Source organism: Leptospira borgpetersenii serovar Javanica (assembly GCF_003046425.1).
GTDB classification, from domain to species: domain Bacteria; phylum Spirochaetota; class Leptospiria; order Leptospirales; family Leptospiraceae; genus Leptospira; species Leptospira borgpetersenii.
Map to the genome: position 1 here is coordinate 1 of NZ_QAJG01000008.1, position 23,972 is coordinate 23,972.

Annotated in this window: 20 protein-coding genes; 12 read left to right on the forward strand and 8 right to left on the reverse strand. The window is 39.4% G+C overall.

Features of this window, described 5'->3' with window-relative positions; genetic code table 11:
* The first annotated feature begins 218 nt into the window (after nucleotides 1–218).
* The 6 genes from CLV95_RS18795 to CLV95_RS07920 all read left to right on the forward strand — a co-directional run bounded on the left by CLV95_RS18795 (nucleotide 219) and on the right by CLV95_RS07920 (nucleotide 5,965).
* On the forward strand, nucleotides 219–380 hold the full coding sequence (locus CLV95_RS18795) for a hypothetical protein (RefSeq protein WP_002723368.1): 162 nt from the start codon (nucleotides 219–221) through the stop codon (nucleotides 378–380).
* 30 nt (nucleotides 381–410) lie between these two features.
* A complete protein-coding gene (locus CLV95_RS07900; protein WP_002723370.1) occupies nucleotides 411–1,574 on the forward strand; it encodes an acyl-CoA dehydrogenase family protein in 1,164 nt (387 codons plus the stop codon).
* Between the two features lie 86 nt (nucleotides 1,575–1,660).
* Nucleotides 1,661–3,082, forward strand: coding sequence for an anthranilate synthase component I family protein (locus CLV95_RS07905; RefSeq protein WP_002734967.1), 1,422 nt, complete (start codon nucleotides 1,661–1,663; stop codon nucleotides 3,080–3,082).
* The gene (locus tag CLV95_RS07910) at nucleotides 3,082–3,660 is read left to right on the forward strand and encodes an anthranilate synthase component II (protein WP_002723385.1); all 579 of its coding nucleotides are present in this window, start codon (nucleotides 3,082–3,084) and stop codon (nucleotides 3,658–3,660) included. The genes CLV95_RS07905 and CLV95_RS07910 overlap by 1 nt, the downstream gene beginning before the upstream one ends.
* Nucleotides 3,657–5,555, forward strand: a complete 1,899-nt coding sequence (locus CLV95_RS07915) for an ABC transporter ATP-binding protein (protein ID WP_002723347.1) — start codon at nucleotides 3,657–3,659, stop codon at nucleotides 5,553–5,555. The genes CLV95_RS07910 and CLV95_RS07915 overlap by 4 nt, the downstream gene beginning before the upstream one ends.
* Nucleotides 5,552–5,965, forward strand: a complete 414-nt coding sequence (locus tag CLV95_RS07920) for a response regulator (RefSeq protein WP_002734841.1) — start codon at nucleotides 5,552–5,554, stop codon at nucleotides 5,963–5,965. The genes CLV95_RS07915 and CLV95_RS07920 overlap by 4 nt, the downstream gene beginning before the upstream one ends.
* Here the strand turns inward: CLV95_RS07920 and CLV95_RS07925 are convergent.
* Nucleotides 5,954–7,396, reverse strand: a complete 1,443-nt coding sequence (locus CLV95_RS07925; protein ID WP_002735066.1) for a HEAT repeat domain-containing protein — start codon at nucleotides 7,394–7,396, stop codon at nucleotides 5,954–5,956. The genes CLV95_RS07920 and CLV95_RS07925 overlap by 12 nt on opposite strands.
* A gap of 93 nt (nucleotides 7,397–7,489) precedes the next feature.
* Here CLV95_RS07925 and hflX point away from each other — a divergent pair, with 93 nt between their 5' ends.
* Entirely contained in the window at nucleotides 7,490–9,325 is a 1,836-nt protein-coding gene (gene hflX, locus CLV95_RS07930) for a GTPase HflX (protein WP_002734939.1), read from the forward strand.
* Nucleotides 9,326–9,495: 170 nt separating this feature from the next.
* On the opposite strand, the gene CLV95_RS07935 is transcribed toward hflX, so the two are convergent.
* Nucleotides 9,496–9,870: an STAS domain-containing protein gene (locus CLV95_RS07935; RefSeq protein ID WP_011669278.1), complete on the reverse strand. Its 375-nt coding sequence runs from the start codon at nucleotides 9,868–9,870 to the stop codon at nucleotides 9,496–9,498.
* Between the two features lie 261 nt (nucleotides 9,871–10,131).
* Nucleotides 10,132–11,421, reverse strand: coding sequence for a homoserine dehydrogenase (locus CLV95_RS07945; protein WP_002723479.1), 1,290 nt, complete (start codon nucleotides 11,419–11,421; stop codon nucleotides 10,132–10,134).
* Between the two features lie 152 nt (nucleotides 11,422–11,573).
* On the opposite strand from CLV95_RS07945, the gene CLV95_RS07950 reads away from it, so the two are divergent.
* On the forward strand, nucleotides 11,574–12,194 hold the full coding sequence (locus CLV95_RS07950; RefSeq protein ID WP_002723373.1) for an LIC_10572 family protein: 621 nt from the start codon (nucleotides 11,574–11,576) through the stop codon (nucleotides 12,192–12,194).
* Nucleotides 12,195–12,288: 94 nt separating this feature from the next.
* Entirely contained in the window at nucleotides 12,289–13,563 is a 1,275-nt protein-coding gene (locus tag CLV95_RS07955; RefSeq protein ID WP_002723343.1) for an amidohydrolase family protein, read from the forward strand.
* 386 nt (nucleotides 13,564–13,949) lie between these two features.
* Here CLV95_RS07955 and CLV95_RS07960 read toward each other — a convergent pair whose 3' ends face one another.
* Genes CLV95_RS07960 through cutA form a run of 3 tightly spaced genes read right to left on the reverse strand, consistent with a single transcriptional unit; the run spans nucleotide 13,950 to nucleotide 15,877 of the window.
* Nucleotides 13,950–14,693: a GNAT family N-acetyltransferase gene (locus CLV95_RS07960; protein ID WP_002723318.1), complete on the reverse strand. Its 744-nt coding sequence runs from the start codon at nucleotides 14,691–14,693 to the stop codon at nucleotides 13,950–13,952.
* 5 nt (nucleotides 14,694–14,698) lie between these two features.
* A complete protein-coding gene (locus CLV95_RS07965) occupies nucleotides 14,699–15,532 on the reverse strand; it encodes a patatin-like phospholipase family protein (RefSeq protein WP_002734923.1) in 834 nt (277 codons plus the stop codon).
* Nucleotides 15,533–15,556: 24 nt separating this feature from the next.
* Nucleotides 15,557–15,877 carry a divalent-cation tolerance protein CutA gene (gene cutA, locus CLV95_RS07970; protein ID WP_002723381.1) on the reverse strand — a complete coding sequence of 107 codons (321 nt, stop codon included), beginning with the start codon at nucleotides 15,875–15,877 and terminating at the stop codon, nucleotides 15,557–15,559.
* A gap of 122 nt (nucleotides 15,878–15,999) precedes the next feature.
* Between cutA and CLV95_RS07975 the strand changes: the two genes are divergently transcribed.
* Together CLV95_RS07975 and CLV95_RS07990 are read left to right on the forward strand one after the other, a co-directional pair.
* Nucleotides 16,000–17,376 (forward strand): OmpA family protein, encoded by a 1,377-nt coding sequence (locus tag CLV95_RS07975; protein ID WP_002723345.1) that lies wholly within the window; start codon nucleotides 16,000–16,002, stop codon nucleotides 17,374–17,376.
* Between the two features lie 827 nt (nucleotides 17,377–18,203).
* The gene (locus CLV95_RS07990) at nucleotides 18,204–19,331 is read left to right on the forward strand and encodes an alpha/beta hydrolase (protein ID WP_002734983.1); all 1,128 of its coding nucleotides are present in this window, start codon (nucleotides 18,204–18,206) and stop codon (nucleotides 19,329–19,331) included.
* 868 nt (nucleotides 19,332–20,199) lie between these two features.
* On the opposite strand, the gene CLV95_RS07995 is transcribed toward CLV95_RS07990, so the two are convergent.
* A complete protein-coding gene (locus CLV95_RS07995; protein ID WP_002735095.1) occupies nucleotides 20,200–20,790 on the reverse strand; it encodes a DUF6962 family protein in 591 nt (196 codons plus the stop codon).
* 389 nt (nucleotides 20,791–21,179) lie between these two features.
* Entirely contained in the window at nucleotides 21,180–22,091 is a 912-nt protein-coding gene (locus CLV95_RS08000; RefSeq protein ID WP_002723382.1) for a CPBP family glutamic-type intramembrane protease, read from the reverse strand.
* Nucleotides 22,092–23,231: 1,140 nt separating this feature from the next.
* Here CLV95_RS08000 and CLV95_RS08005 point away from each other — a divergent pair.
* Nucleotides 23,232–23,969, forward strand: coding sequence for a phosphoadenylyl-sulfate reductase (locus tag CLV95_RS08005; protein WP_002735099.1), 738 nt, complete (start codon nucleotides 23,232–23,234; stop codon nucleotides 23,967–23,969).
* The last annotated feature ends 3 nt before the right edge of the window (nucleotides 23,970–23,972 follow it).

Consider the following 23,972-nt stretch of genomic DNA (forward strand, 5'->3'; position numbering starts at 1 on the left):
ACTTTAGTTTGAAAAATTCAGGCGAAACGCTTTTTATAAAAACGTTTCAGCTCGCGAATGATTCGCCCAAACTTTCTTATATCGAATTCACGTTAAAATTAAAACGGTTGGATTTTTTATAAAAGGGAATGATTTGAAAGTTAGGTTTAAAAAGCAAAAAATTTGAATACATTCTCGGTTCGGTTCGGTCTGGATTGGATTCAAGAGCAAAGGTAAAGATGGGAATTCGTTCGTACCTTCTTGACGGTAGAGGATTCCCTTCGGATCTTGCATACAGAGCTTTATTCTGGGTTTCGATACCGATTTTGAAGGCCGTACCGGAAAATAAAATCCCGGCATCGACGATCCCAAGCGGGGGAATGCCAGGAACCATCGGATGAGTTCAATTTCGACCAAGGTGTACTATAAAAATGGAATTTGCCCTTTCTAGTGAACAGAAAGAATTGCGTGATCTCGCCAGAAAATTTGCTAAAGAAGAAGTTCGTCCAAAAGCGGAACATCACGATCGTACGGGAGAATACCCCCTTGCAATCTTAAAAAAAGCCTGGGAAATCGGGCTCATGAATCTTCATATAGAATCCAGATTCAATGGGGCCGATATGTCCGAACTGGACGGTGTAGTCATCGGAGAAGAACTTTTTTGGGGATGTTCCGGTGTGGCGACCGCAATTCTTGCAAACAACCTTGCGTTGGCTCCTGTTATTCTCGGGGCAAATGATAGAATCAAAAAAGAATTCATTCAACCGATGACGGAGGAATTTAAACTCGCGGCTTATGCGGTGACCGAACCGGGTGCGGGATCAGACGTCGCGGCAATTCGTACCTCCGCAAAAAAAGTCGGGGACGAATATATCATCAACGGCTCCAAAATGTGGATCACGAATGCCGGATATGCAGATTGGCTTTTCGTTCTTGCAAAAACCGATCCTTCCGCAGGTCATAAAGGAATTACCGGATTTATCGTAGATGCAAAATCTCCCGGAATCATCGTAGGGAAAAAAGAAATCAACATGGGGCAGAAATGCTCCGACACGCGTGCGATCACATTCGAAGACGTGAAAGTTCCCTCGTGGCAGATGGTTGGGAGAGAGGGAGAGGGTTTTAAAATTGCAATGGGGGCTTTTGATCGCACTCGTCCTGGAGTTGCGATTGGAGCTGTCGGGGTTGCACGTGCTGCGATGGAACATTCCATTAACTATGCAAATACTCGTAGTACTTTCGGTCGTCCGATTATGGATAACCAAGGAATCTCTTTTATGATCGCGGAAATGGCCCGTGACATCGAAGCCGGAAGACTTCTTTGTTATCAAGCGGCTTGGATAATTGATAACGGATTCAGGAATACATACCAAGCATCGATCGCAAAAATGTTCTGTGCGGATATGTGCATGAAAGTTTGCACGGACGCCGTCCAAGTTCTCGGCGGATACGGATTTAACACGGAATATCCGGTTGAAAAGTTAATGAGAGATGCGAAAATTTTTCAAATCTACGAAGGCACTTCTCAAATTCAAAGAATGATCGTTTCTCGTTTTCTTGCTGATGGAAAGGGAATCGAGGGACCGAACTCCTGAAAGAGTTTTCTCTCACATTCGAGGAGTTCTCCGCGCTTGCGGAACGCGGGAATTTAATTCCTGTTTTTAAACAGGTTTTTCTAGATATGGAAACTCCGGTTTCCCTGTTTGCGAAGTGGGGATGTGCGTCTTCAGAGAATTCCTTTCTTTTGGAATCAGTGGAAGGTCGTGAAAAGCTGGGAAGAAATTCTTTTCTCGGCAAAACTCCTTCTCGTATCCTTCAAGGAAAGAATTGTCTTTTTTATATCACCGTCGAAAACGAACCTTCTACGGAAATCATCACTTACGATCCTTTGGTTCTCTTGGAGAATCTTCTCGGAGACGACGTTTACGTCCAAGATTATCGTCTTCCTTCGTTTGCTGGTGGGGCGGTAGGATTCGTGTCTTTTGCGGCGGTTCGCTATTATGAAAACATTCCTGATACGAAACCGGAAGATGAAAACGCCCCCGATTGTTATTTTGCGATTTACGACGAACTTCTTGTGGTCGATCATATCGATCATCTTTTAAGAATCGTAGTTAACGCAAGAATCGGAGAACATTCTTCTTTGAAAGAATGTTATGATTCCACGATCAATAAGATCGATTCTATCGAAAATGAAATCCGAAACGGAATTGTTCCGGAAGAGATCAAAAACCCGAAGGTTGTAAGCGGGGTTATGCAATTGAATCCGAATATTCCGGATGAAGAATATAAAAAAAATGTGGAAAAGGCCAAGAAATACATCCAAGCCGGGGATATCTTTCAAGTCGTGCCTTCCAGAAAGTTGAAGTTCAAACCAGATGTTTCTCCGTTTCAAATCTATCGCGGCCTAAGAACAGTAAATCCGAGTCCTTATATGTATTATCTCCGACTCGGTGAAATTACGATTGTAGGAAGTTCTCCGGAGATTATGGTGAAATATGCGAACAATCAGACGTTTCTTCGTCCGATTGCAGGAACCCGTCCTCGCGGTAAAAATTCGAACGAAGATAAATTTTTGGAAGAAAATCTTCTCTCCGATCCGAAGGAAATATCGGAACATGTTATGCTTGTCGATCTCGGACGCAACGATCTCGGAAAGGTTTGTAAACCCGGAAGCGTTCGTGTGAATGATTTTAAAGTGATTGAGAAATATTCTCACGTTATGCACATTGTAAGTCAATGTGCAGGGGAACTCGATGAAAGTAAGTCCGTCTATGATTTGATCCGTGCGACTCTTCCTGCAGGAACTGTTTCAGGCGCTCCGAAAATCCGTGCGATGGAAATCATAGACGAACTGGAAGCGACTCGAAGAGCGATTTATTCCGGAGCTTTGGGTTATATTTCATTTTCCGGAGAAAGCGATCTTGCAATTATCATCCGAACGATCGTGTTTTACGGAGACACTGCATTCTTACAGGCGGGTGGTGGAGTTGTATATGATTCGGTTGCCGAGTTGGAACTGGAAGAAACAAAAAACAAAATGGCGGCTCTTTTAAAGGCGGTAGAGTTTGCGAGAAACGGGCTCAAAGGGGAATGGAAATAATGCTTCTCCTAATTGATAATTACGATTCTTTCACGTACAATCTTTATCAATATTTTTGTCAGATCGGAAACGAAGTCGAAGTTTATCGAAATGACAAAATTACGTTAAGCGATATTAACGAACTTGCTCCGAAAGCGATCGTTCTTTCTCCTGGTCCGGGTCGCCCTGAGGATTCCAAAATTTGTTTGGATGTGATCCGCGAACTCGGTGGTAAACTGCCCATTTTCGGAGTTTGTCTTGGGCATCAAGCGATTGGCCTTGTTCACGGTGGTAAAATCGTATCCGCCCCTTCCATCATGCATGGAAAAATTTCTTTGATCGAACACGATGGGAAAGACATCTACAAAGGGATTCCTTCTCCTTTTGTTGCAACTCGCTATCATTCTCTCGTAATTCAACCGGAAAGTGTCCCGTCGGAACTCGAAGTAACTTCCAAAACTCCGGATGGGGTGATCATGGGAGTTCGTCACAAAACTAAAAAGCATCTTTATGGTGTTCAGTTTCATCCAGAATCCATCATGACTAGCGCTGGGCTGGATCTGATCAGAAATTTTTCCTCGATCGTTCAAGGGTTATGAAGTTTTTTTTCAGGCTTTTGTCCTATTCCGTACATTATAAATATCGATTCACGTTGGGGATCGTTTTCGCGTTATTGACAGCCGTTTTAAACGCGGTCTCTCTCACCGCGCTCATTCCTTTATTTGATTCTCTTGGAAACGACAAACAAACTCGTTTTCAATTACAAATGACTTTACCCGAGCAGAGGATTCTTCTGAAACAAAAAGTATTCGGAAAGGAATCCCTGGACGGACTCGAAAGAACCAAACTTCTTTTGATCGATGTAAAAGAATGGGTTAATGGTAGAACTAAGGGACTCGAACCGAAAGAGGTCGTTTGGTCAATTTGTATCATAGTGATGCCTTTATATCTTCTTAAGTTGATAACGTATCTGTTGTCCGTATTCTGCATCGCGACCGCGGGTTATAAGGCCGTACGCGACATTCGGCAGGAGCTTTTTGAAAAAAATCAGCTTCTTCCTTTGACCTATTTCTTTAAGGAAAAAACCGGTTTGATGATGAGTAGGATCATCAACGACGTCGAAATCGTTGCAGCCGTGATTTCTAGCAATTTCAGGGATGCAACGATCAACTTTTTTTACGTGATTACGCACTTAATAGTTTTATTATATTTGAATACGGAATTGTTGTTGATCGCTTGTCTTACCGTTCCGGTCATCATTCTTCCCGTGACTTTGTTTACTAGGAAAATCACCAAATCCACCGCTAGATTTCAGGAAAAGATGGCTGATCTGAACGCGAACATTCAAGAGATGATTTCCGGGATCAAAGTGATTCGAGTTTTTAATTCTGAAAAATACGAGCAGGAAAAATTCGAAAAGATCAATCAAAACGTTTATCGCAGAAACTTTAAAGGTCAGTTTTATCTTCAGATTGCCCCTTCTCTTGTAGAGTTGACTTCTTCGATCGTGGTTCTAGGTTTTTTCGCGGCCGGTGCGAGCCTTATTTATAATGGGAGATTTACTCAGGGCGAGTTCATGGCCTTTTTATTGACTCTTCTATTTTTACTTAGACCCTTAACTCAGCTTTCTCAAATGGTTGGGAAGATCACTCAATCCATCGCTTCCGGAAAAAGAATTTTCGAAATCATCGATCTCGAAACCGAAGATCATGGTAGAGAAAGTAAGGTTGTCGCAACTCCTCTCGCATATAACATAGAGTTTAAAAATTTATTTTTCGCTTATCCTGGAACTGGCACAGCAGTTTTAAAAGATATCAATCTCAAAGTGAAAAGGGGAGAAACAGTTGCTCTCATAGGTGCTAGCGGTTGTGGAAAGTCCACTTTGATGGACCTGATACCGAGGTTTTTTGATCCTTCATCGGGATCGATCGAGTTCGACGGAATCGATATTCGAGATGTCAGCCTCGGAGATCTTCGTAAAAAAATCGGGATCGTAACTCAGGATATCTTTCTCTTTCACGGTTCCGTGGCGGATAACATCGCTTACGGAAAACCGGGCGCAACTCGTAAGGATGTGATTCGTGCGGCTAGGCTTGCGCATGCACACGACTTCATCAAAAAGATGGATAATGGGTATGATAGTATTTTAGGAGTTCGTGGATTGAATCTTTCTGGCGGACAAAGGCAAAGGCTTGTAATCGCAAGAGCCCTCCTTCGAGATCCCGAGATCATGATCTTAGACGAGGCCACTTCTGCCCTCGACGTTGAATCGGAAAGATTGGTCAGCGATGCACTTCGGAGATTGTACGCGAACCGTACTACATTTGTAATCGCCCATAGACTTTCTACCATCAAAGACATTTCGAGGATCGTCGTGATGGACAATGGAAAGATCGTGGAAGAAGGAGATCACAATTCCTTATATGAGCAAAACGGAATCTATCGAAAATTATCCGACAATCAATTTGCGACCAACAATGGGGTATTACCATGAAGAAGAATGTCTTAATCGTGGATGACAATGATCGTTATGCGGACAATCTAAAAATTTGGTTCGAGAAAAAAGGATTTGAAGTTATAAGAGCCGTGAACGCGGCCCAAGGTTGGGAAATTTATTCCAAGGGTAAAAAACTTTTTCATACGATTGTAACCGACATCACTATGGAAACTCAGACTTCGGGACTTTGGATGATCCGGAAGATTCATAAAGACGATTATCGAGGAAATAAAATCATTGCAACGACCGGTTTTGATTTTCCGGGAATAATGTTTTTCTCTTCTTTGATATTGCCTTACTTTGCGGGCATCGGTTGGATGGTTCCGAAAGCCCCTTTGAAGGAAGGAAAGGTGGTTTTCCTTTCCACTTCTTTAAAATCAAATGTATCTTTTGAATCAGTTCTCTAAAGGAAGGCTTTCTTCCGTAGAGGACCCTTCGTTCTGGTTTGGGGGAGCCGGATCGGTTTCTTCCATTTCAGAAGCGGGAGTGAATTTGTAGCTTGGCTTTTTTTTTGGAGATTTTCTGACTTTTCTTCCTTTCGGCTCTTTATGCGGGGCTGTAATCGTTCTGATTTTCAGATATGCTCCGAATACCCAGGACTGAAACGTTTCGTAATAACTTTCCGGATTTTTGGATTCTAAAAGAAGAAGATAATAATAATCTTCCACGAATTTATCTCCGATTTTTTGGATGAATCTGCGATCGTTCTTTTTCAGAATTTTTCCGACTTCTCCGGCGGAAAGATCGCGTAGTTTGCGGGATGTGGGATACGGATTTTCCTGGGAGAAGCCGTTTTCCACCTTTACGGTCCCGAATTGATAAAAAGCCTTCCTGAGATACAATTGCGCCAAAATCCTTTGAGTCAATTCTTCGGAAGTTGAATTTTCCAATATTCTAATAAACGAATATGTTCCATAAAGACTCGTATTGTTGCCGATCGCCTCTATGATGTCTTTTGCGAATTCGGGTTTTGTTTCCATGGTTTGTTCTAAGATTCTTAATGAAGCTCGGGTTTTATGGATTCCCAGGGCTTCGATTGCGGTTTTTTGAAGTTCGAGATCGTCGGAATTCAGATATGTTTTGAAAAGTTTGAGATCCTCGTTTATCTGAAATGCGGCGAGCCCTAGTATGGAGGACTTCACAATTTCACGTCTGGAAGAACGAATCCCCTGACGTAGTAGTGCGTCTCTTGCGGAAGGATCCTTGGTTTTACCCATTCCTCTCCAAGAGGAAAACTGAATGTCCGGATCGTTGGATTTGATTCCGCTGAAAAAGTAATTCAGAGAAGAAGGGGATCCAATATCGGCTAATGCTTTATAGGCGGCTTGTCTGACTGTTTCTCCGTCTCTTTCGATAACACGATGTAGAGTTTTTACTCTTCCTTTGCCTATTCTGCCGATTGCTAAAACCGCCGCGGCTCTAACCCTTGGAATCGGATGAGTAAGAGCGATCCGATCCAGAGTTTTATAACGCTTTTCGGTTTCGGCTCGAAAAACGGAGAGGATACCTTTTTTAATCAGTAGATCGTATTCGATTTCTTGTCGTTCTTGCGGTGTAAGGTCCTTTCTTTTAATTTTTTCATAGGAGGAAACTCCGTCCGATTCTTCGGTAAGGTTCCTGGGATCGTCTACGCTTAAACCGTCGGAAGCGTTTTCGTTTGTGGCTGATTCTTGCGGGTCGGAATTTTCAGCGAAGTTATCTGAGGCGTCAATCTGCCTTGGAAGATCAGCGTTGTGATAAGGAGGAGCATTCGATTCCGCTTTCAAATCGACTAAACTTGGAGAAGAACAAAGAATAATGCAAAGATATAAGTTCTTAAGTTTTGAATATAAAGACATTGGATACCTTTGATACGTAAAGTTTTCTGTAAAGGAACTACTCATAAATTTGACTGATTCTTCAGGTTTTTCTTATCTTTTTCCGTGACAAGCATGATTTCCGGAAACCGAAAGGAATGCTTGACGGAAATTGGAAAACCTGTTAACTTTCAGCTAAAGGAGAATGTCTGTATTAGTAAGCTCAGCGGTAACCTTAACGGCCTCAAATCCAATCAAATCCAAAGACTAAAAAAAATTTCCGAAAAAAGAATCCGGGAAGATGTGATCGTTAGTCAAGATTTTGCGCGCACACTCTGCGAATTATCCTTAGAAATCGGCAAACAAATCGGGATTCTAATTGATCGATCCGGCTACGTTACCCATGTGCTGGTCGGTTCCGATAATTCGATCGAGATTCCTTTTTTGGATAGACTTCGCACTTCCGAAGCGAGGCTTCGAGGTCTTAGATTGGTTCATACTCATTTAAAGGGAGAATCTTTAAACCAAGAGGATTTAACCGATTTGGCCTTGTTGCGTTTAGACTATATAACCGCTGTGGTCATGGATACTTCCGGAAATCCGAACGGTTATTATTCCGCGCATCTGAATCCGGAATCAGACGACCTCTGGAGTGTTCTTCCCAAAAAATATCCCGGACAATTGACCGAAGGAATTCTTGAGGAAATTTTAGAAATAGAATCCAGACTTTCCCGTTCGAAAAAAAATCTAAAAGACGCTCAAAAGGAAAATCGCGCTTTTTTGGTGGGAGTTTATCCTGAAAGAAGTGTGGGTAGACATCCTTCTTTGTCTATGGAAGAATTGAAGGAACTTTGTAGAACAGCGGAAGTTCATGTCGTGGATACATTCATACAGAGAAAGAACCGCCTCGATCCTTCGACGGTTTTGGGAAAGGGAAAACTCGAAGAGATTATTTTGAAAGCGATTCAGAAGCACGTGGAACTTCTCGTATTCGATCTTGAACTTACACCTTCTCAAGCAAAAAAGATCTCGGATATCGCGGACATCAAAGTAATCGATAGAACGCAGCTCATTCTCGATATTTTTGCAAGAAATGCGAAGAGCAGAGACGGTAAACTTCAAGTGGAATTAGCTCAACTTAAATATCTCAAAGGACGGCTCACGGAATTAGACGATAACATGTCTAGATTGACCGGTGGAATCGGAGGAAGGGGACCCGGGGAAACAAAACTTGAAATTGGAAAACGAAGAGTCGAGGAACGAATCACGAGACTCGAAGTTGAACTCAAGTCTCTCAAAAAACGAAGAGAAATTAATCGAAGGCAAAGAAAAAGAAATGAGTTACCCGCAGTCGGCATTGTCGGTTATACGAATGCGGGAAAATCCACGTTCTTAAACGCCTTGACAAACAGTGAGGTTCTTTCCGAAAACAAACTTTTTGCTACACTTGATCCTACCACGAGAAGAATTCGTTTTCCAGAAGAAAGAGAAATTATTATTTCCGATACGGTCGGATTTATTCACGACCTTCCACCCGAGCTTTCCAATGCGTTTAAGGCGACTTTGGAAGAATTGGGAGACTCCGATCTTTTGGTGCACGTTGTGGATGTTTCTAATCCGGATTATAAACTTCAGATGGAGGCTGTTGAAAAAATTCTAGAAGAATTAGAACTTTCTCATATACCGATGATTCAAGTGTTTAACAAAATTGATAATTTCGAAAAGTTCAAAACTTGGAAGACTGAAAGCGATTCTAACGGTTATAAAACTTTTTCCCATCCTTCCATAAATCATGGCCCTGGGTTAGAAGCGATCGCAGATTTGAAGGAGGAGTTGGGTATCGACGTTCACTCGGATACGGTTTTAGTTTCTGCCTATCAAGGTTGGGGATTAAAAGCGTTTCTGGATCTTTTGGAAGAGAAAATCTACAATTTGCCCCGATTGAACTATCCTATTGCAGAAAAGTTGTGAGGGTCGACTTTGTGGAACATTTATTTGCCTTTCGCCTCGGCATAATTGGTGTGGCCCGCTTTTCTTCAGTACGCCCAGCTCATTTTAAATTTAGAACCTGTGGTTACGGAGAGCCGACTGGGTATGATTGATTTTAGAAAGCTTTGCGTGAAGAAAAGTAATTCTAATTCTTAAGAAGAAAAGGCTTTTTTGGCTTCCTCAATGGAATGATAAATCTGTACTTTTTTCGGAAGTTCCATTAAACGGATTACGTTTTCCAAAAAATGATTGAGGCCACCGATTACAATTTTGCCGGAATGTTGATCCACAGTTTTGATCAAGGTAAGAATCGTAGCAACCCCCACGCTGTTGATGTATTCGAGATTGGAAAGATCTAAGATGATGTTATAAATCTCCTCTTCGAAAATAAAATGAATTTTGCGGGAAATCTCGAAAGAATTGGAGTTGGTTACCTTTCCGTTGAATACAACAAGTTGGACTTCCTTATCGGGGAGGCTTGTCCTTATCGTTTCAATGTACAATGAATCGAATTCTACTTTCGCCATGAAAATTCCTTTAAATTTTTTCCGGATAAATTTTCTTTCTTTTTCCCGAATTACACCTTCATATTCCAAATGTATGCATTTATGAGAACATTTTTTTCAAATTCTACTATACGGACTATTCGGAAAATCCTACAGATTCACATTTAGGTTAGAAAACTGAAAGAGGATTTTCTTACTCCGATCAAGAAGAATATAAGCCTTTCTTATTTTTCTCTGAATACAAAGATAACTTAAAATCCTCCCGTTCTATTCAAGGAATGCTCAGAGTTTGTCTTCTAGTCGAATTGCGACCGAAGTATGCCGGATTAAAGGTAGCTCGTCTATGATCTTCAATGATTTTTTTATATTCTCTTCCGTTGCAGGATGTGTAATCACAACAACTTCAACGGGTTCTTTTTCAGCTTCATTTTGTCTCACCGAAGAAATCGAAATTCCATGATCTCCCAGTACCTTAGAAATTTCAGAAAGAACTCCGGGTAAATCCACGGTAGTAAACCTGAGATAATAACGTACTAGGGAGCCGTTAGCTTCCGAGATCGTTGCTTGTGGAAAAAGATTCTTTTCCCGAGAAAGGCCTTTGTTTCTTCTCGCCCCATAATAAAGCACATCGGAAACGACTGAAGAAGCGGTCGGCAAAGATCCGGCTCCTTTTCCCACAAACATTCCCGGTCCTGCGTATACGGTTTGATAATAAACCGCATTCATCTCGTTCATAATATTTGCAAACGGATGTTTGACCGGAATCATCACAGGTTGAACTCTGGCTTCGATTCGATGAGACAGCTTTCGCACCAGCCCGAGAAGTTTAATTCTATAACCGAGTTCACTCGCAAATTGGATATCTAATTTGCTAATCTTTGTTATACCTTCGATTTGTATGCTCTGTAAAGGAATTTTTTCGGAGAATGCTAAACTTCCCAAAATACTAATTTTGTGAGCAGTATCAATTCCTTCCACGTCGAACGTGGGATCTTTCTCTGCGAAACCTAGGTCTTGAGCGATCCGAAGAGCCTCCGAGTAATCCAAATGTTCTAACTCCATCTTAGAAAGGATAAAATTCGTCGTTCCATTAAGAATACCATATAAAGAAAGAAACGAATCGGAACTAAGCGCGGTTTTGATCGAGCGAATCACTGGAATGGCTCCTGCTACGGATGCTTCCATTCCGATTTCTAGACCCAGCTCTTGAGCGAGAGAAAACAATTCATCCCCTTTTTGAGAAAGTAAAGCTTTGTTTGCAGTAATCACCGTTTTTCCATTCTTTAAAGCTTCTTTTACAATTGAGTAGGCGATCTCCGTTCCACCTACAAGTTCTAAAATCATATCGATTTCAGGATCGGTAATAATTTTTTGATAATCGGATTCCAGTTTACAATTTGGAAAATTCTGGAGTTCTTTTTTAATTTTTTCAGGGGTTCGAGTACAAACGGAGAAAAGAACCAGCTCTATTCCGAATTTTTCACGATATGAGGTACTTTCTTTTTTAAGAATTTCGATAACGCCTGATCCTACGGTTCCGGCTCCGATCAATCCAATACGAATGCGTTCCATGGTTTACCATCTTCGTAGTTTGCAGGGAAGATTCACCTCAATTTTCGACGGCAAAGCGGTGTTCTTGGAAGGATTGAAATTTTAATTTACAACGCATCGTTTCTCTGGTACGAATCAAGAAGAAATTCTTAAATTCAAAGACATAGGTCCAAATGGCAAACAAAAGAAGGCCTCCCAGAAAGAAGCATAATTCGAATCAAAAAGGTCCGGGAGGGAATCGAGACAATACGGATTCCAACCGAGGTGGAAACGAACAGAGAGAAGGAAATAGAAAATATTCTCACCAACAGCGCCAACAACAAGGAAAGAATTTTCAAAGAAATCAAGAATTCCATCGCAAAAGTCGGGAACTTGCGATGGAGAAAAATTCCGCTCCTAAGGTAAGAATACCTCGAGAAAGTGGAAAGTTGGTAGTACGCGTGATTCTTACCATCAGTATTTTGTTGTTAGGAATTTTCAGTTATTTCATTTGCGAAAATTATCATACCAAAACTCCCATTTATGGAAAACGCGGTTGGGACGATGCGTTTCATCGATCTGCAACTTGGGCTGAAGCAAGGGAAATCTGTGAAGAAAAAGGGAAACGTCTTCCCGGAAAGGATCAGCTTAAAACTTTCAGCAAGAGAGCGGAGCAAAAGTTACGAAGTGCGGGAATTTTCTGGTCTTCGAGTCAAGACGGAGAAACGGGTTATTACTTTTCGATTAATTTCAAAGACGGTTCGGAGATGAGCGGCCCGGGAACGATGAAGTATAATGTGATCTGCGTTAAGTGAAATTAGGGTAATTCTGTTTTGTTTTAAGAAATAAGATGAAATTTTATTTCTTTGTGGACGGACTTTCTTCGGGTTTTATGCCGGGAGATCCTGTATGATTAATAAAATATCCGGTAGAATTATCACTCACGAGAAAGATTTTTTGGGAACCGTGGAATGGGATTCTAAAACGGGGCTCATTCTTGGGATTCGGGAGTACACAGAAGCAAAAACATTTTGGAATACACGACCAAAAGAGGATGAAATCCGATTTGATCCCTCCGAGACGGTGATATTTCCGGGTTTTGGGGACATTCATATTCACGCAAGGGAAGATGAAAGTGGTAAACATATCTACAAGGAGGATTTTATTTCCGCGAGTGCGGCGGCAGTTAATGGCGGAGTTATTCACGTTGCAGATATGCCGAACAATCCGATCCCTCCCGTAGACGAACCAACATATTCAAAAAAGCGCAAGTTAGCCGATCGATCCAATATACACATAACATTATATGCGGGAATCGGACCGAACACGAAACCTTTAAAACAATCCGTTCCTTATAAAGTTTTTATGGGTCCGAGTATAGGGGAGCTTTTCTTCCATGATAATCAAACTCTGGAAGATACGATCCGCGCCTATGCGGGGGAGAATGTAAGTTTTCATTGTGAAGATCCCGAAATTCTTGAAAAATATCAGAATGAAAAATTTCACGAGGACAGAAGGCCTCCCGAAGCGGAAACGACGGCAACCGACTTTGCTTTATATCTGATCGAAAAATACGATCTCAGAGGAAAACTTTGCCATTATTCTACCGGAAAAGGTTTGAGCAAAATCAAACTCGCAAAACAAAAAGGACTCAAAATTACCTGTGAAGTAACGCCCACTCATTTATTTTTCGATAGGTCTATGTTGACTTCCCAGAATCGTCATTGGTTTCAGATGAATCCTCCTTTGCGGGACAGGGAAGATCGGGAAAGAATGCTTGAGGGAGTCAAACAAGGCTGGATCGATTATCTCGCGACGGATCACGCTCCTCACAGTATCGAAGAAAAACACAAGGGCACGAGCGGAATCTCTCAGCTGGATACGTATTCACTTTTTGTAACATGGTTGATCTTGAAGGCGGGAGTGGAATTAAAAACGATTGCAAGGATTTGCGCAAAAAATCCGGGGGACTTTGTGAACGAATATCTTCCCGGAAGATTCGGCAAAGGCTTCGGTGAGATAGAACCTGGTTATTCGGCGAATTTCACCGTTTTAAATTTAAAAAAACCTAAGAAATTTCTAAAAGAAGAAATCAAAAGTAAATCCGGTTGGTCCCCTTTTGAAAACTATGAGTTTCCGGGTTCGATCGAAGCGGTATTTTTTTGTGGCGTTAAAATGAAATAATCGGAAGATTTCTGAATTTTTACGATTATACGTTTCACTTGAACCTGTCAGACAATTAAGCGTAACTATAGTCGAATTAAGAGTCTGTTCCAAAACCTTAAAAGGAATCGGCGCAATCATTTCATAAGTTCGTAATAGAGTGTGGAAATTCCCGCAGATCGGTGATTTATGGATTTTCCAACGGATTTTATCGTTGGAACACTTTTGTAGGAGTTCCGACATCCGAGGTTTTGGGACAAGTTCTTAGATTATAATAACTAATTTTCTTATACCGAATTTACACTCATCTAAGAATATGGGGACTCATTCGTTTTGTGAAGAATTTGCGATGATATTTCTGTCGGAGTTTTTAGATACGTTTTTTGTGAAATGAGATTTAGAAATATTTAATATATGCTCCAATGCCTAAGAAGAGTTGACTTTTCAAAACCGAACTTTTCGTAGATGCCCTTTCCCATCTCGGTCGCGTGTAAAATAATAAATCCCGGAAATTTTTTTCGAATTTCGCCTAGCATGTGTTCTATGAGAGCGGATGCGTGACCGAAACCTCTATGGTCGCGATCGGTCGTAATCGAATATAAACCAAAGGATTTTCCGTCGTAAAAAGTCATTCCGGTCGTGGTCATTTGCCCGTTTATAAAACCTCCGTATAATCGAAATGAGTTTTGATTCAATAATTTAAGATACAGATTTTCCCGGTCGTCGGATCTGAAAGAATCGTTTAAAATTCCCAACCAAACTTTTAGATCCTTTTTGGTTCTTATTTTTCGAATATCGAGTTCCATATTCGATTTTTTGTTAAGCGAAATAGGATCCCCTTTTAAAAACATTCCGACCTGTTCGTTACGGGAATTATACCCGAGTTCACGAATCGAGATTTCGTGAGTTCTAGTATTCAAAAAATCTAAAATATCAGGATGGAATCCCTTGTCCCTCAGATCCTCGATTTCTGAACTCAAATCGGAAAGAGATGGGTTTCCTTTGAGAATGGCTCTTGTGAACCAATGCGAATCCGGGTTCGAATAGAAGTCAAAACTTTTATAATTGAAAATCGATGCTTTTATTAATTTGGAAAGAGTCTTATGAAGTTTTACGTAGTTCTCTGTGATTTCTGCGACGGTTGGTTTCAATGGAATTAAGCGGGAGTGAGAATCTTTTTCTTCCAGTGGTGCGCGCTTTTTCTTCCTTCTTCCATCGCATCCTTTCCATGTCTAAGTTGGTTTGCGTCTATATAAGGAGTTACCGTTTCGACTCTTAATATTTCTTTTTTGTAATGTTTTGCCAGTAATTCTTTTAGTTCTCTTGTTTCATTTTCGATGATCTGAATCGAGGAATGAAAAGCGCGAATCATCGCTCTTTCGGATTGGCCTTTTTGGGTGCGAACGCTGTGAACTACGATCTTACGGATGGACTTATCTAAAATCAATTCCTTGATCGGTTCCTGATCGGCGACTCCTCCGTCTATAAATTCTTCCTTTCCCAACTTTTGAATTTCAAAAAGGAAAGGAAATGTCATAGAAGCGAGAATCCGGTCGATCAAATCCCCTTTTGTTTTGAGTTCTCTGATTTGTTTTGTTATATTTGAAACGGATATTCCCATTGGGATAGGAAGATCTTCTATCTTTTTATGACCCAAATGCGGTTTTAACAACTCTTTGATCTTTTTGCCGGAAAGAATTCCGGAATAATTTTTCAATCCTTTGCGAATCGGCTTTACGAAATTTGTGATTAAATTCCCTTCCCAAAAATCCTTCTTCCTTAAATTTAAAATTAGATCGATCACAGTATCAATGGGAACTCCGGCCGCAACAAGAGAACCGATCAAGGCCCCCGAACTACAACCCGTAATTTTGGAAGGATAGAATCCGATTTCGGAAAGCCCCTTTGCAAAACCCGCATGTGCATAAAAACCGAAAAAGGCGGAGTTAAATGTAAGAGCCGTAAATTTTTGTTTAACGTATATTTGCATAATGTAATATTTTTTGAATATATTTTATTCCGCAATAACCTCGCTGAAAATCCATGAAAAATATTCCCGATTCCCTTCCAGTAAAGGAAGACTAACCACACAAGGTACGGAGTAACTATGCAAGGATTTGATCCTTAGAGTAAGTTCCGTTATGAGTTCACTTTTTGTCTTTAGGATAAGAACGGCTTCATTGTCTTCAACCAACTTTTTTTCCCAATGATAGATTGACTTTATCTTCGGAAGAATATTCGCACACGCGGCTAATCTTTCCTTTACGACTGTCTTTCCGATTTTGATAGCTTCCTTTTCGTTGCCGACTGTGACGTAAACGAGTCTAGCTTCCATTTCATTCTCCTTAAACGCAAACAAGTAAAAATCCTAATTTTAAATTTCGTCCGGATCGTATTTTTTCGGGAAGTTTTTTATAGTTTCCTTATGTTTTAGTGAAATTTTACGAAACTATAACTATGAGGACATTTTCGGATCAGAACTTGAAATCTGAAACTACGGGTCGGGGATTTCTTAAAATTGTATTTTGCGTTATTTTAATGTTTAGAAACTTTAATCCTCTTTTTTCCGAAGGATCGGAAAAATTTCTTTTTCGTTGGAAGTTGATTCCGGGAGAGAACGTTGAGTTAAACGAGTATCATAACGTTCGACTGATAAGCCAAGGAAGAACGATCAAAAGGGAAGATAAGAATCGAATTCTTTTGCAGACTCTCTCTTGCGAAATGAAAGTATGTCTGTTAGAGGGATTTTTCGATACTTATAGTCGTTTTCCGGAAGTTGATTCCGCATTTCGCAAAGATAAGGCGTTTAAAAGCAGATTTCAAATTACGGATTTAGGGCAATACAAGGTCCCACAAGAATATAGCATGCCGAACCTACGTTCTCTTCCAAGTTTTTCTGAAAAGCCGGTTTCTGTTGGAGACGAATGGACTCAACCTGCTACGGAAAGTTTTCAATTTCCAGGTGGAAGAGTAATGATTACGGTTTTTGCAAAATATAAGTATCACGGGGTCGACGAATGGGAATTTCAGAATCTTTCTGATAAAGGCGATCGTATCGAATACAACTATACGTTACACTATGATTCTCAAATGGGACAAGAGGGGATTCCTCTTAAAATTTACGGATTTGCAAGAGGTATGGTTTTTTTCAATCGTGAACTCGGCCTTCCTCAATATAAAAGAGTTCAATTGACTTATACCTTCATTTACGCAAATGGAACGGTTCAGGAAATGTCGTTCGACATTCACGGAGTATATAATAAAAACATAAAGCTTACTGATAGTGATAAGGATAAGTTCGCTGAAGAAGTCCGTAAAATTTTGAAAGGAGAACTTCCTACCGGGATCGAATCAGGTTCTGAACAGAAAAAAAACTCTAATCCTCCAAGAGAAACTCTTTCTTGGCCTGAAGAAGAGGAGAATAAAACTAAACAGGAAACAATGAAAGTTTCGGGTTCTCCGGTTGAAATTCGAAGAACGGAAGAGGGAATCGCGATTTCATTAAACTCGGTGTTGTTTGATTACAATAGTTCCCAGCTCAAAGAGGAAGCGAAACTGGAATTAAGAAGAATCGCATCCGTATTGAAGAAATACGGAGACAGAGAGATCAGGATTAGTGGTCATACTGATAACTCAGGCGGGGATGAATACAACCGAAAACTTTCCAGAGAACGTGCTCTTTCCGTTTTAAGGGAACTTAGAGACAAACAGGGTTTGGAAGAAAAAAGGATGTCTTATGAAGGATATGGAAAATCGAAACCAATCGCCGATAATTCTACGGTCCAGGGCAGGCAAAAAAACCGTCGGGTTGATATTACCATCGTGATGGAATAGTTTTAAAATCCGAACTGATCCACCTAACTCTGAATTGGAAACTGATTAACAAAGTAAAAGTTCTACAGAAATTACTAGAAGCTATCTCAAAAATATCTTAGAATAATTCGAATCGGCGTTTTAAGCAAAGATAAAGTATTTTTGAGATAACTTCTACTCGGACACATGAAAACGATACCAAAAATGAATGAGCAATTCGCAAAGAGGTAGAAGTTCTGAAGAATTACATCTAATTCCGAATATCATTTTTTTTTTGAAGAAGGTCCCATATTCTAACTTTTGAAACAAGCTCATCAATGATTGTAATTGATTTTTGGAACAGGCTTTAAATTCGGAAAAGCCGATGACCGCCAAACATCGATTAATGGAAAAAGTGGCAAAAAGAAGTCAAAACTTACAAACAAATTAAAACATATTAACAAAATGTGCGCGAAAACAGCCTTTTTCTTTTGGAACCTTGGTTCACTCCCCGCTTACCTCCATTTCTCTTTATACTTTTTCATAACTTTAGTTTTCTTTCGTTTTTTGAGATAGGGACTTTTGTATTAAATTACACATTCCGAGAAAAGAGAAAGGCTCGTTTTTTAGATTCTAAAATAATTTCAAAATCCATTTATTTTGTTTCAAATACATCTTTAGGAAACCGAAGGTTACCTTTGACATGAGATCGTGGTCTATTTATAATAAAGAGTCAATTTTATGTCCAAACGATATAAATTCGCTTTACAAATAGATCCGAAAGTGATTTTTCCATGTGGCTCGAACAAAAAAGGAAATCGTTAGAGTAGAGTTTTTTTCTTCAAAAAAGTGTAAGGAGAAACTATTCCATGAAGATTGGATTGGGTATTCAGAAAGTTCAAAGTCGATTCAGAAGGATTGTTCTGGTCGTAAGTTTTCTAGTTTTTTTGTCCGGCGTAAATTCCATTAGCGCCGCTTATGAAAAAGAAATTCTTACGTACAATTTGGTAGGTCGAGGTTACAATTCGCTTGAAACCACCTACTATAAAATCAATGTCGTTCATTACCGCAAACCAAGCGGGGGGCCGATCATTATCAATCCAAAAGCGGTTTTGTTGGTTCACGGTTTCGGAGACAATAGTGCCTTCTTTGAACCATTGGCCAAAGAATTGATCAATCAGGGAAAAGCGACTCACGTTTATATTATGGATCTTCCGGGGCATGGCGCAAGCACTATGACTCGTGGGACTGCATCTGTTCCGGCTAATGTGAGCCAATTGAGTGTTGGGAACTACGGAGATGCACTCCGTGCTTTGCTTAGCCAAATGGTTGGTACGGAAAAAAGAAAGATCACCACTATTGTGGGCCATAGTATCGGCGGTCTCGTTATTCAGATGATTCAGAGCAAGTATCGGAATGAAGACTCCAGTCTTTTAGATACGTTCGGTATCGAAAATACGATCCTGATCGCAAGCGATATTCCTTCGGCTTTACCTTGGTTCGGTGGGGATGCTCCTATGAGTGATCCGAATTCCGCTAAAGGTTTTGTTTGGAATTTTAAGACGGAGAGAGTGGTGGAAACGCAACCCTTTCCTCCCCAGGTCATAACGGGTCTTTTTGTAGAAACGCCGGATGATTTTTACATCAATACAAAATTTGCGGTGAACGGGGTTCCGGTAACAGGTGCTCCAACTCCAGCTCAGTTGGAGATTATGACCAATTTGGAGCCGTACAAGGCCGCAGCCAATATCGTAGGTTTGGATCCTTCCGGACAAACGACAAATGCTGTTTCGAGGTTATCCGTTTCTCCCAATATATGGAACGGTTTTAATCTCAAGGTTGTATGGTTGGAAAAAGGTGTATTTTTCAATCAGTCGGAAACTCAAGGACTCGCACAATATCTTAAAACTGGATTGAATGCGATTACGATCTCCGATCCCGAGGCTGTTCACGGTGCTCCGTTTTCCAAGCCATCTCTTTTTCTTTCCCTTTTCTAGTTTGTTAACTGACGCAGTACCAGATCCGGTACTGCGTTGTATGAAGACCGAACCACTTCGTTTCTGTATGAAGTAAATTTAGGATATTCTTAAAATAAAAACCATTATTTTGTTTAGAATCAGAAGGATCACAAACGCACATTTTTCCAAGTGTTCCGACAAGGATGAGATTTTTTACTTGCAAAAAGTATAATTTTGTGATAATGGAAAATCTCCCAAGCCTTTCTTTTCTCCTCCCAAAATTAGGGAAAACTCATGCAACGCTTTCTGTAAATCATTTGCAGGTGTAAGTTTTACAGTGGATTTGTCGTAATTCCGACAGATTTATATGGAGATCCAAATACTTGTGGGTAAGGTGTAAAGTTCTAACCACTAACATCTAAGAAATTCCTATATCCCGAGGTTTTGAAACAGACTCTTAATTCGATTTGGAATTAGTAAAAGATAATATGGAATCGATCAGATTCATTTTAGAGCCCGTCTCAAAACCTAAAGAAAAATATTTTTAAACGATCCGGCAAGTTTTTTAAAAACGTGAGAGTTCCCACAGAAACCGTCGCATTGGCGGTTTTCTCCCGTCGTTTAAAATTGTAATAGTTCTTACATTCCTAAGGTTTTGAGACGGGTTCTTATCTTGAAATTTCATCGTACCAGTGCTGTAGATCGCTTTGAAATATGCACTTTCTAAAAATTTGGAAAGACTGCGAGTTATCTTGAGCTACTCAAGCAAAATAAATTTCTTATTACTGATCCCTATAAAATAGAGTACCGTTAATTTGAGCATAAATCCCGCGTTTGATGAAGAATTTTAGACACTCTATTATGTAGAGATGAGTAGCATAGTATTCTAATGTTTTAGCAACGATTCTTAGCTTAATCTTTTGAGGGAGACACTCAAGGAGTAGACGGCGACGGCGAGAACGATATGAAAGATATCTACGTTTAAAATAGGTCCTCTGGAACCTGTTGTTCCTATCACAAGCCCTGCGAGGATGAAAAGAATCGCTCCCAAAATCCCATAAAGGGCTGGAATTTTCGTCTCTCCCGAATTTTTGCGAATACAAACGAGAACCACCATAATCATTGCAATTCCTCCCAAAGTTGTGGATAAAAGTGGGAAAAGAAAAATATAACCGAAAATTATATAAAGAAAAATAAGAATTCCCGCAATCGGATAAATAAAGTTCTTTTCCAGTTTCTTGATTCCGATATGGAAGAAGCCGGTACCAATTAAAGATACTCCGACAAAAGAAGCAAGTCCTACCGAAAAATGATAGATTGGATCTAAGATCTCGATTCCCAAAAAATGAATCGTTCCTAATCCGGCGGAGATTCCAATCGAAATAAATCCGAACAAACCAGCGGCTTTTGAATAAGAAGTTATATTTTTAATTTGAATCGCGACAAAGATAGAGACAAAACTTAAAATAAAATCTGAAAAAGCTGTACTCAATTGCATGGTAGGTGATAATTTTTGAAGAGATAATTTTTGTAAATCTTTACTTTCAAGAGTTGAAAAAAAGATCGGAATTCGATTCGAAAAGTTTTTGAGTGATTTGAAAGTGGAAAGATGAAAAATTCTGAAAAGACTTCATCTTATTTTCTGTTAATAGTAATAGTTTCTTATGATTCATTTAAACTATTCTAAAGCGAAATTTTGAGGTAGACTAAAGTTCTTTGGGCCCTTTGCGGTTTTTGATATACAAAATGAGATATTTTCCCAATTTAGAATATGTGGATTGAATACAAGAGTTTTAGAATAGATTTTTTACGTACATAAAGGTGATACTTTAAGTTAGTAACTGTTATTTAAGATGAGTTCTGATAAATTCAGGAAACTCTAAAAAATCAAAATAATTTATCCCAGATATAAATCCCGGTAAAAAACTCCATACCGGCTGCGAGTGCGATATGTGCGTAAAGTCCGCCTCGAATCGAATGAGTCCTAATACTCAAAGCTCCCATTAATAATCCTCCGAAAAAAGAACTTAAAATTTCTCCTCTCGGTTTTTGGAAATGAACCATGCCGTAAATTAAAGCCGCCATTCCTACTGCGTGGTAACGGCCTACGACGCTCAAATATCGAATTAGAAATTTTCTAAAAAAGAATTCTGTAAAATAAAAAGTGTAAAGGTATACGGTTTCAAAAATAAGAGTCGTAAGCCAAGTCGCATGATACAATAACCGTTCGTTTGTAATTGGGGCCCTCGGATAAAATTCTTTAAAACCTGGAATAAAAGAACCGATTGCCGAGATTATCACAGCGAGAATTAAAATCGGATAATAAGAGGGGTTTCTTTTTTTTTTAAATGGAACGGGATTCGTTTTATATCTATAAAAGTCGTATAATAGAGGAAAAACTAACAAGGGAAGAGTATGCGTGAATTGTTTAATAATCTTCCAGGTCCAAAAAATCCATTCTTTTGGAAGATAGAATAGAAATTTTTCATAGGGAAAGTCAGAAAGATTTAGAACAATCAAACTAATCCAAAACACGAAAAGAAAACTGATTATTCTTTTTTTATGGAATCGAATTTTTCTCTTTTTAGGAAGATGGTAATAAAACAAAAATATTAGAATTCCATATAATATAAATGTACTAACCGCTTTTAATTTGAAATTCTTCGAAGTGAGAAGAGAAAATCCGAATTCTTCGTTTAAGAATAGGATTAGAAATAGGCTTCCGTAAAAACCGAATAATAGGGTATAGATTTTGGAATTTTTTCTAAAAAATCCTTTTAAGATCGATGCGATTTCCATTTAACAACCAATTCAAATTAAAAGGATAAAACTTTCCAATACTTTCGATAAAAATGGATTAGAAAATTTAATTTCGAGTTTGAGAATGCGAAAGATTTTTGTAATGAATTTTCTTTTAAATAGGTTTTTAGTCCTCATTTGACTATTACTAAAGTATATCATAATCTCTTTGTGTCTATTAATAACATTATAAAGTATTTTTAAAGTGTGCTTTAATGGAGTTGTTGAAAAATTAATTTTCCATCCATTTCATATCTCATGAAAACGGTCGATTAAAGCAGTTTTGTTAATCTGAGTTATGAAATTTTTCAACAACTCTAATATTGATCTTGAAGAAGTGTTTTTAGTTTGAACTGATTTCTATAAAATCGAGTACCGTAAATTTTTATTCCAAGACCCTATTTCAGTGCAAAATATTAGGCACTTTTTATGTAATTCTGGGTATTATAAAAAATGATCTCTGAATTTCTGACGAGAACTTTCAGTAATAAGGAGTGCATCATTAAAATCAAAAAGTAATCAAGGTCTTTCCGAATGATTGTAACTGAATTCGTCTTATGAGTATTCTCAAAGCCGTTGGACTGATTTTGTAATTTCTGATAAATCTACAGAAAATGTTTCGATTGAAAGGCTCGGTGAAAAAATTTGAAACAATACTAAAAATGGAACCGGTTACCAATCAACAAAGCAGTTCGGGGATTGTAGAAGAGAATGTAAATGATTTTATAAAAATCGGAGTTTGAACATAAAGAATTTAAAGCGACAATGCTATTCAAGCGGATCGAGATCTCCCTCGCATTAGAGCGGAAGAAGTTTACTGCCTTCTTAATTTCGTCGATTTACAAATGCCATGTTCGAAATTGTTTTACGTTCGAAAAATGTATTAAAAAGAAGGTATCTTAAATTTGATGGTACTTTTAAAATAAAAGCATACATTCTTATAAGATAAATTTCCAGTAAGATTGAGAAAATGGTGTTTAGCAGGGCTTTATATCAAATATAGTTTACAAAAAATCCAATATATAGAACTTTGGTAAATAAATAGTCCCATTTTTTCTTAAATCTGGGCTATTTCTTGGATCAACCATAAATCAAGCTGGATGCGTAAACCTCCTATCCAAGACTTAGGTTATCACGAACATGAGTCCACAAGAGTTGGAACAAAAACTTGCTCCTTTGAGCCTGGAAGATTCCTTAGAATGGATCAATAACGAGTACGGAGAGACTGCGGCTTTTTCCACGAGCTTAGGTCTTGAGGACCAAGTCATCACTCACGTCATATTCTCCCGAAATCTGAAAATCAGAATTTTTACTTTGGACACGGGCCGCCTTTTCAACGAAACATACGACCTTCACAAACTTACGAACGCGAGTTATAACAAAAGGATCGAAACGTATTTTCCAGACACGGCCGCGGTTCAAAATCTAATCAATACGAAAGGTCCCGACAGTTTTTACGATTCTGTGGATAACAGAAAAGAATGCTGTTACATCCGGAAAGTAGAGCCGTTAAACCGTGCACTTGTCGGAACAAAACTTTGGATCACCGGAATTCGGTCGGAACAATCGGATTCTAGACATTCTTTGACAAAAGTGGAATTCGATTCTTCGCGTAATATTTTAAAGTATCATCCGCTTCTTGATTGGCCTTTGGAGCGCATTCAAGACTTTATCGATACGTATCGGGTTCCGACTAACGTATTACACAAGAAAGGTTTTCCTTCGATCGGATGCGCTCCTTGCACGAGAGCTGTTCAACCGGGAGAAGACATTCGCGCCGGAAGGTGGTGGTGGGAAGCGTCCAATCAAGAATGTGGACTTCACGTCGTCGACGGCAAGTTGGTCCGTCAAAAATCCGGTCCCAAAAGAGCAATATGAATT

Excerpts from the sequence above, each read along its gene's own strand:
- cutA (WP_002723381.1), bottom strand. The coding sequence starts at position 15,877 with ATGGAAGCTAGACTCGTTTACGTCACAGTCGGCAACGAAAAGGAAGCT.
- CLV95_RS07990 (WP_002734983.1), top strand. The coding sequence starts at position 18,204 with ATGAAGATTGGATTGGGTATTCAGAAAGTTCAAAGTCGATTCAGAAGG.
- CLV95_RS07900 (WP_002723370.1), top strand. The coding sequence starts at position 411 with ATGGAATTTGCCCTTTCTAGTGAACAGAAAGAATTGCGTGATCTCGCC.
- CLV95_RS07910 (WP_002723385.1), top strand. The coding sequence starts at position 3,082 with ATGCTTCTCCTAATTGATAATTACGATTCTTTCACGTACAATCTTTAT.
- CLV95_RS07965 (WP_002734923.1), bottom strand. The coding sequence starts at position 15,532 with ATGCAAATATACGTTAAACAAAAATTTACGGCTCTTACATTTAACTCC.
- hflX (WP_002734939.1), top strand. The coding sequence starts at position 7,490 with ATGATTTCCGGAAACCGAAAGGAATGCTTGACGGAAATTGGAAAACCT.
- CLV95_RS07945 (WP_002723479.1), bottom strand. The coding sequence starts at position 11,421 with ATGGAACGCATTCGTATTGGATTGATCGGAGCCGGAACCGTAGGATCA.
- CLV95_RS18795 (WP_002723368.1), top strand. The coding sequence starts at position 219 with ATGGGAATTCGTTCGTACCTTCTTGACGGTAGAGGATTCCCTTCGGAT.
- CLV95_RS07950 (WP_002723373.1), top strand. The coding sequence starts at position 11,574 with ATGGCAAACAAAAGAAGGCCTCCCAGAAAGAAGCATAATTCGAATCAA.
- CLV95_RS07975 (WP_002723345.1), top strand. The coding sequence starts at position 16,000 with ATGAGGACATTTTCGGATCAGAACTTGAAATCTGAAACTACGGGTCGG.
- CLV95_RS07905 (WP_002734967.1), top strand. The coding sequence starts at position 1,661 with ATGGAAACTCCGGTTTCCCTGTTTGCGAAGTGGGGATGTGCGTCTTCA.
- CLV95_RS07920 (WP_002734841.1), top strand. The coding sequence starts at position 5,552 with ATGAAGAAGAATGTCTTAATCGTGGATGACAATGATCGTTATGCGGAC.
- CLV95_RS08000 (WP_002723382.1), bottom strand. The coding sequence starts at position 22,091 with ATGGAAATCGCATCGATCTTAAAAGGATTTTTTAGAAAAAATTCCAAA.
- CLV95_RS07955 (WP_002723343.1), top strand. The coding sequence starts at position 12,289 with ATGATTAATAAAATATCCGGTAGAATTATCACTCACGAGAAAGATTTT.
- CLV95_RS07915 (WP_002723347.1), top strand. The coding sequence starts at position 3,657 with ATGAAGTTTTTTTTCAGGCTTTTGTCCTATTCCGTACATTATAAATAT.
- CLV95_RS07925 (WP_002735066.1), bottom strand. The coding sequence starts at position 7,396 with ATGTCTTTATATTCAAAACTTAAGAACTTATATCTTTGCATTATTCTT.
- CLV95_RS07935 (WP_011669278.1), bottom strand. The coding sequence starts at position 9,870 with ATGGCGAAAGTAGAATTCGATTCATTGTACATTGAAACGATAAGGACA.
- CLV95_RS08005 (WP_002735099.1), top strand. The coding sequence starts at position 23,232 with ATGAGTCCACAAGAGTTGGAACAAAAACTTGCTCCTTTGAGCCTGGAA.
- CLV95_RS07995 (WP_002735095.1), bottom strand. The coding sequence starts at position 20,790 with ATGCAATTGAGTACAGCTTTTTCAGATTTTATTTTAAGTTTTGTCTCT.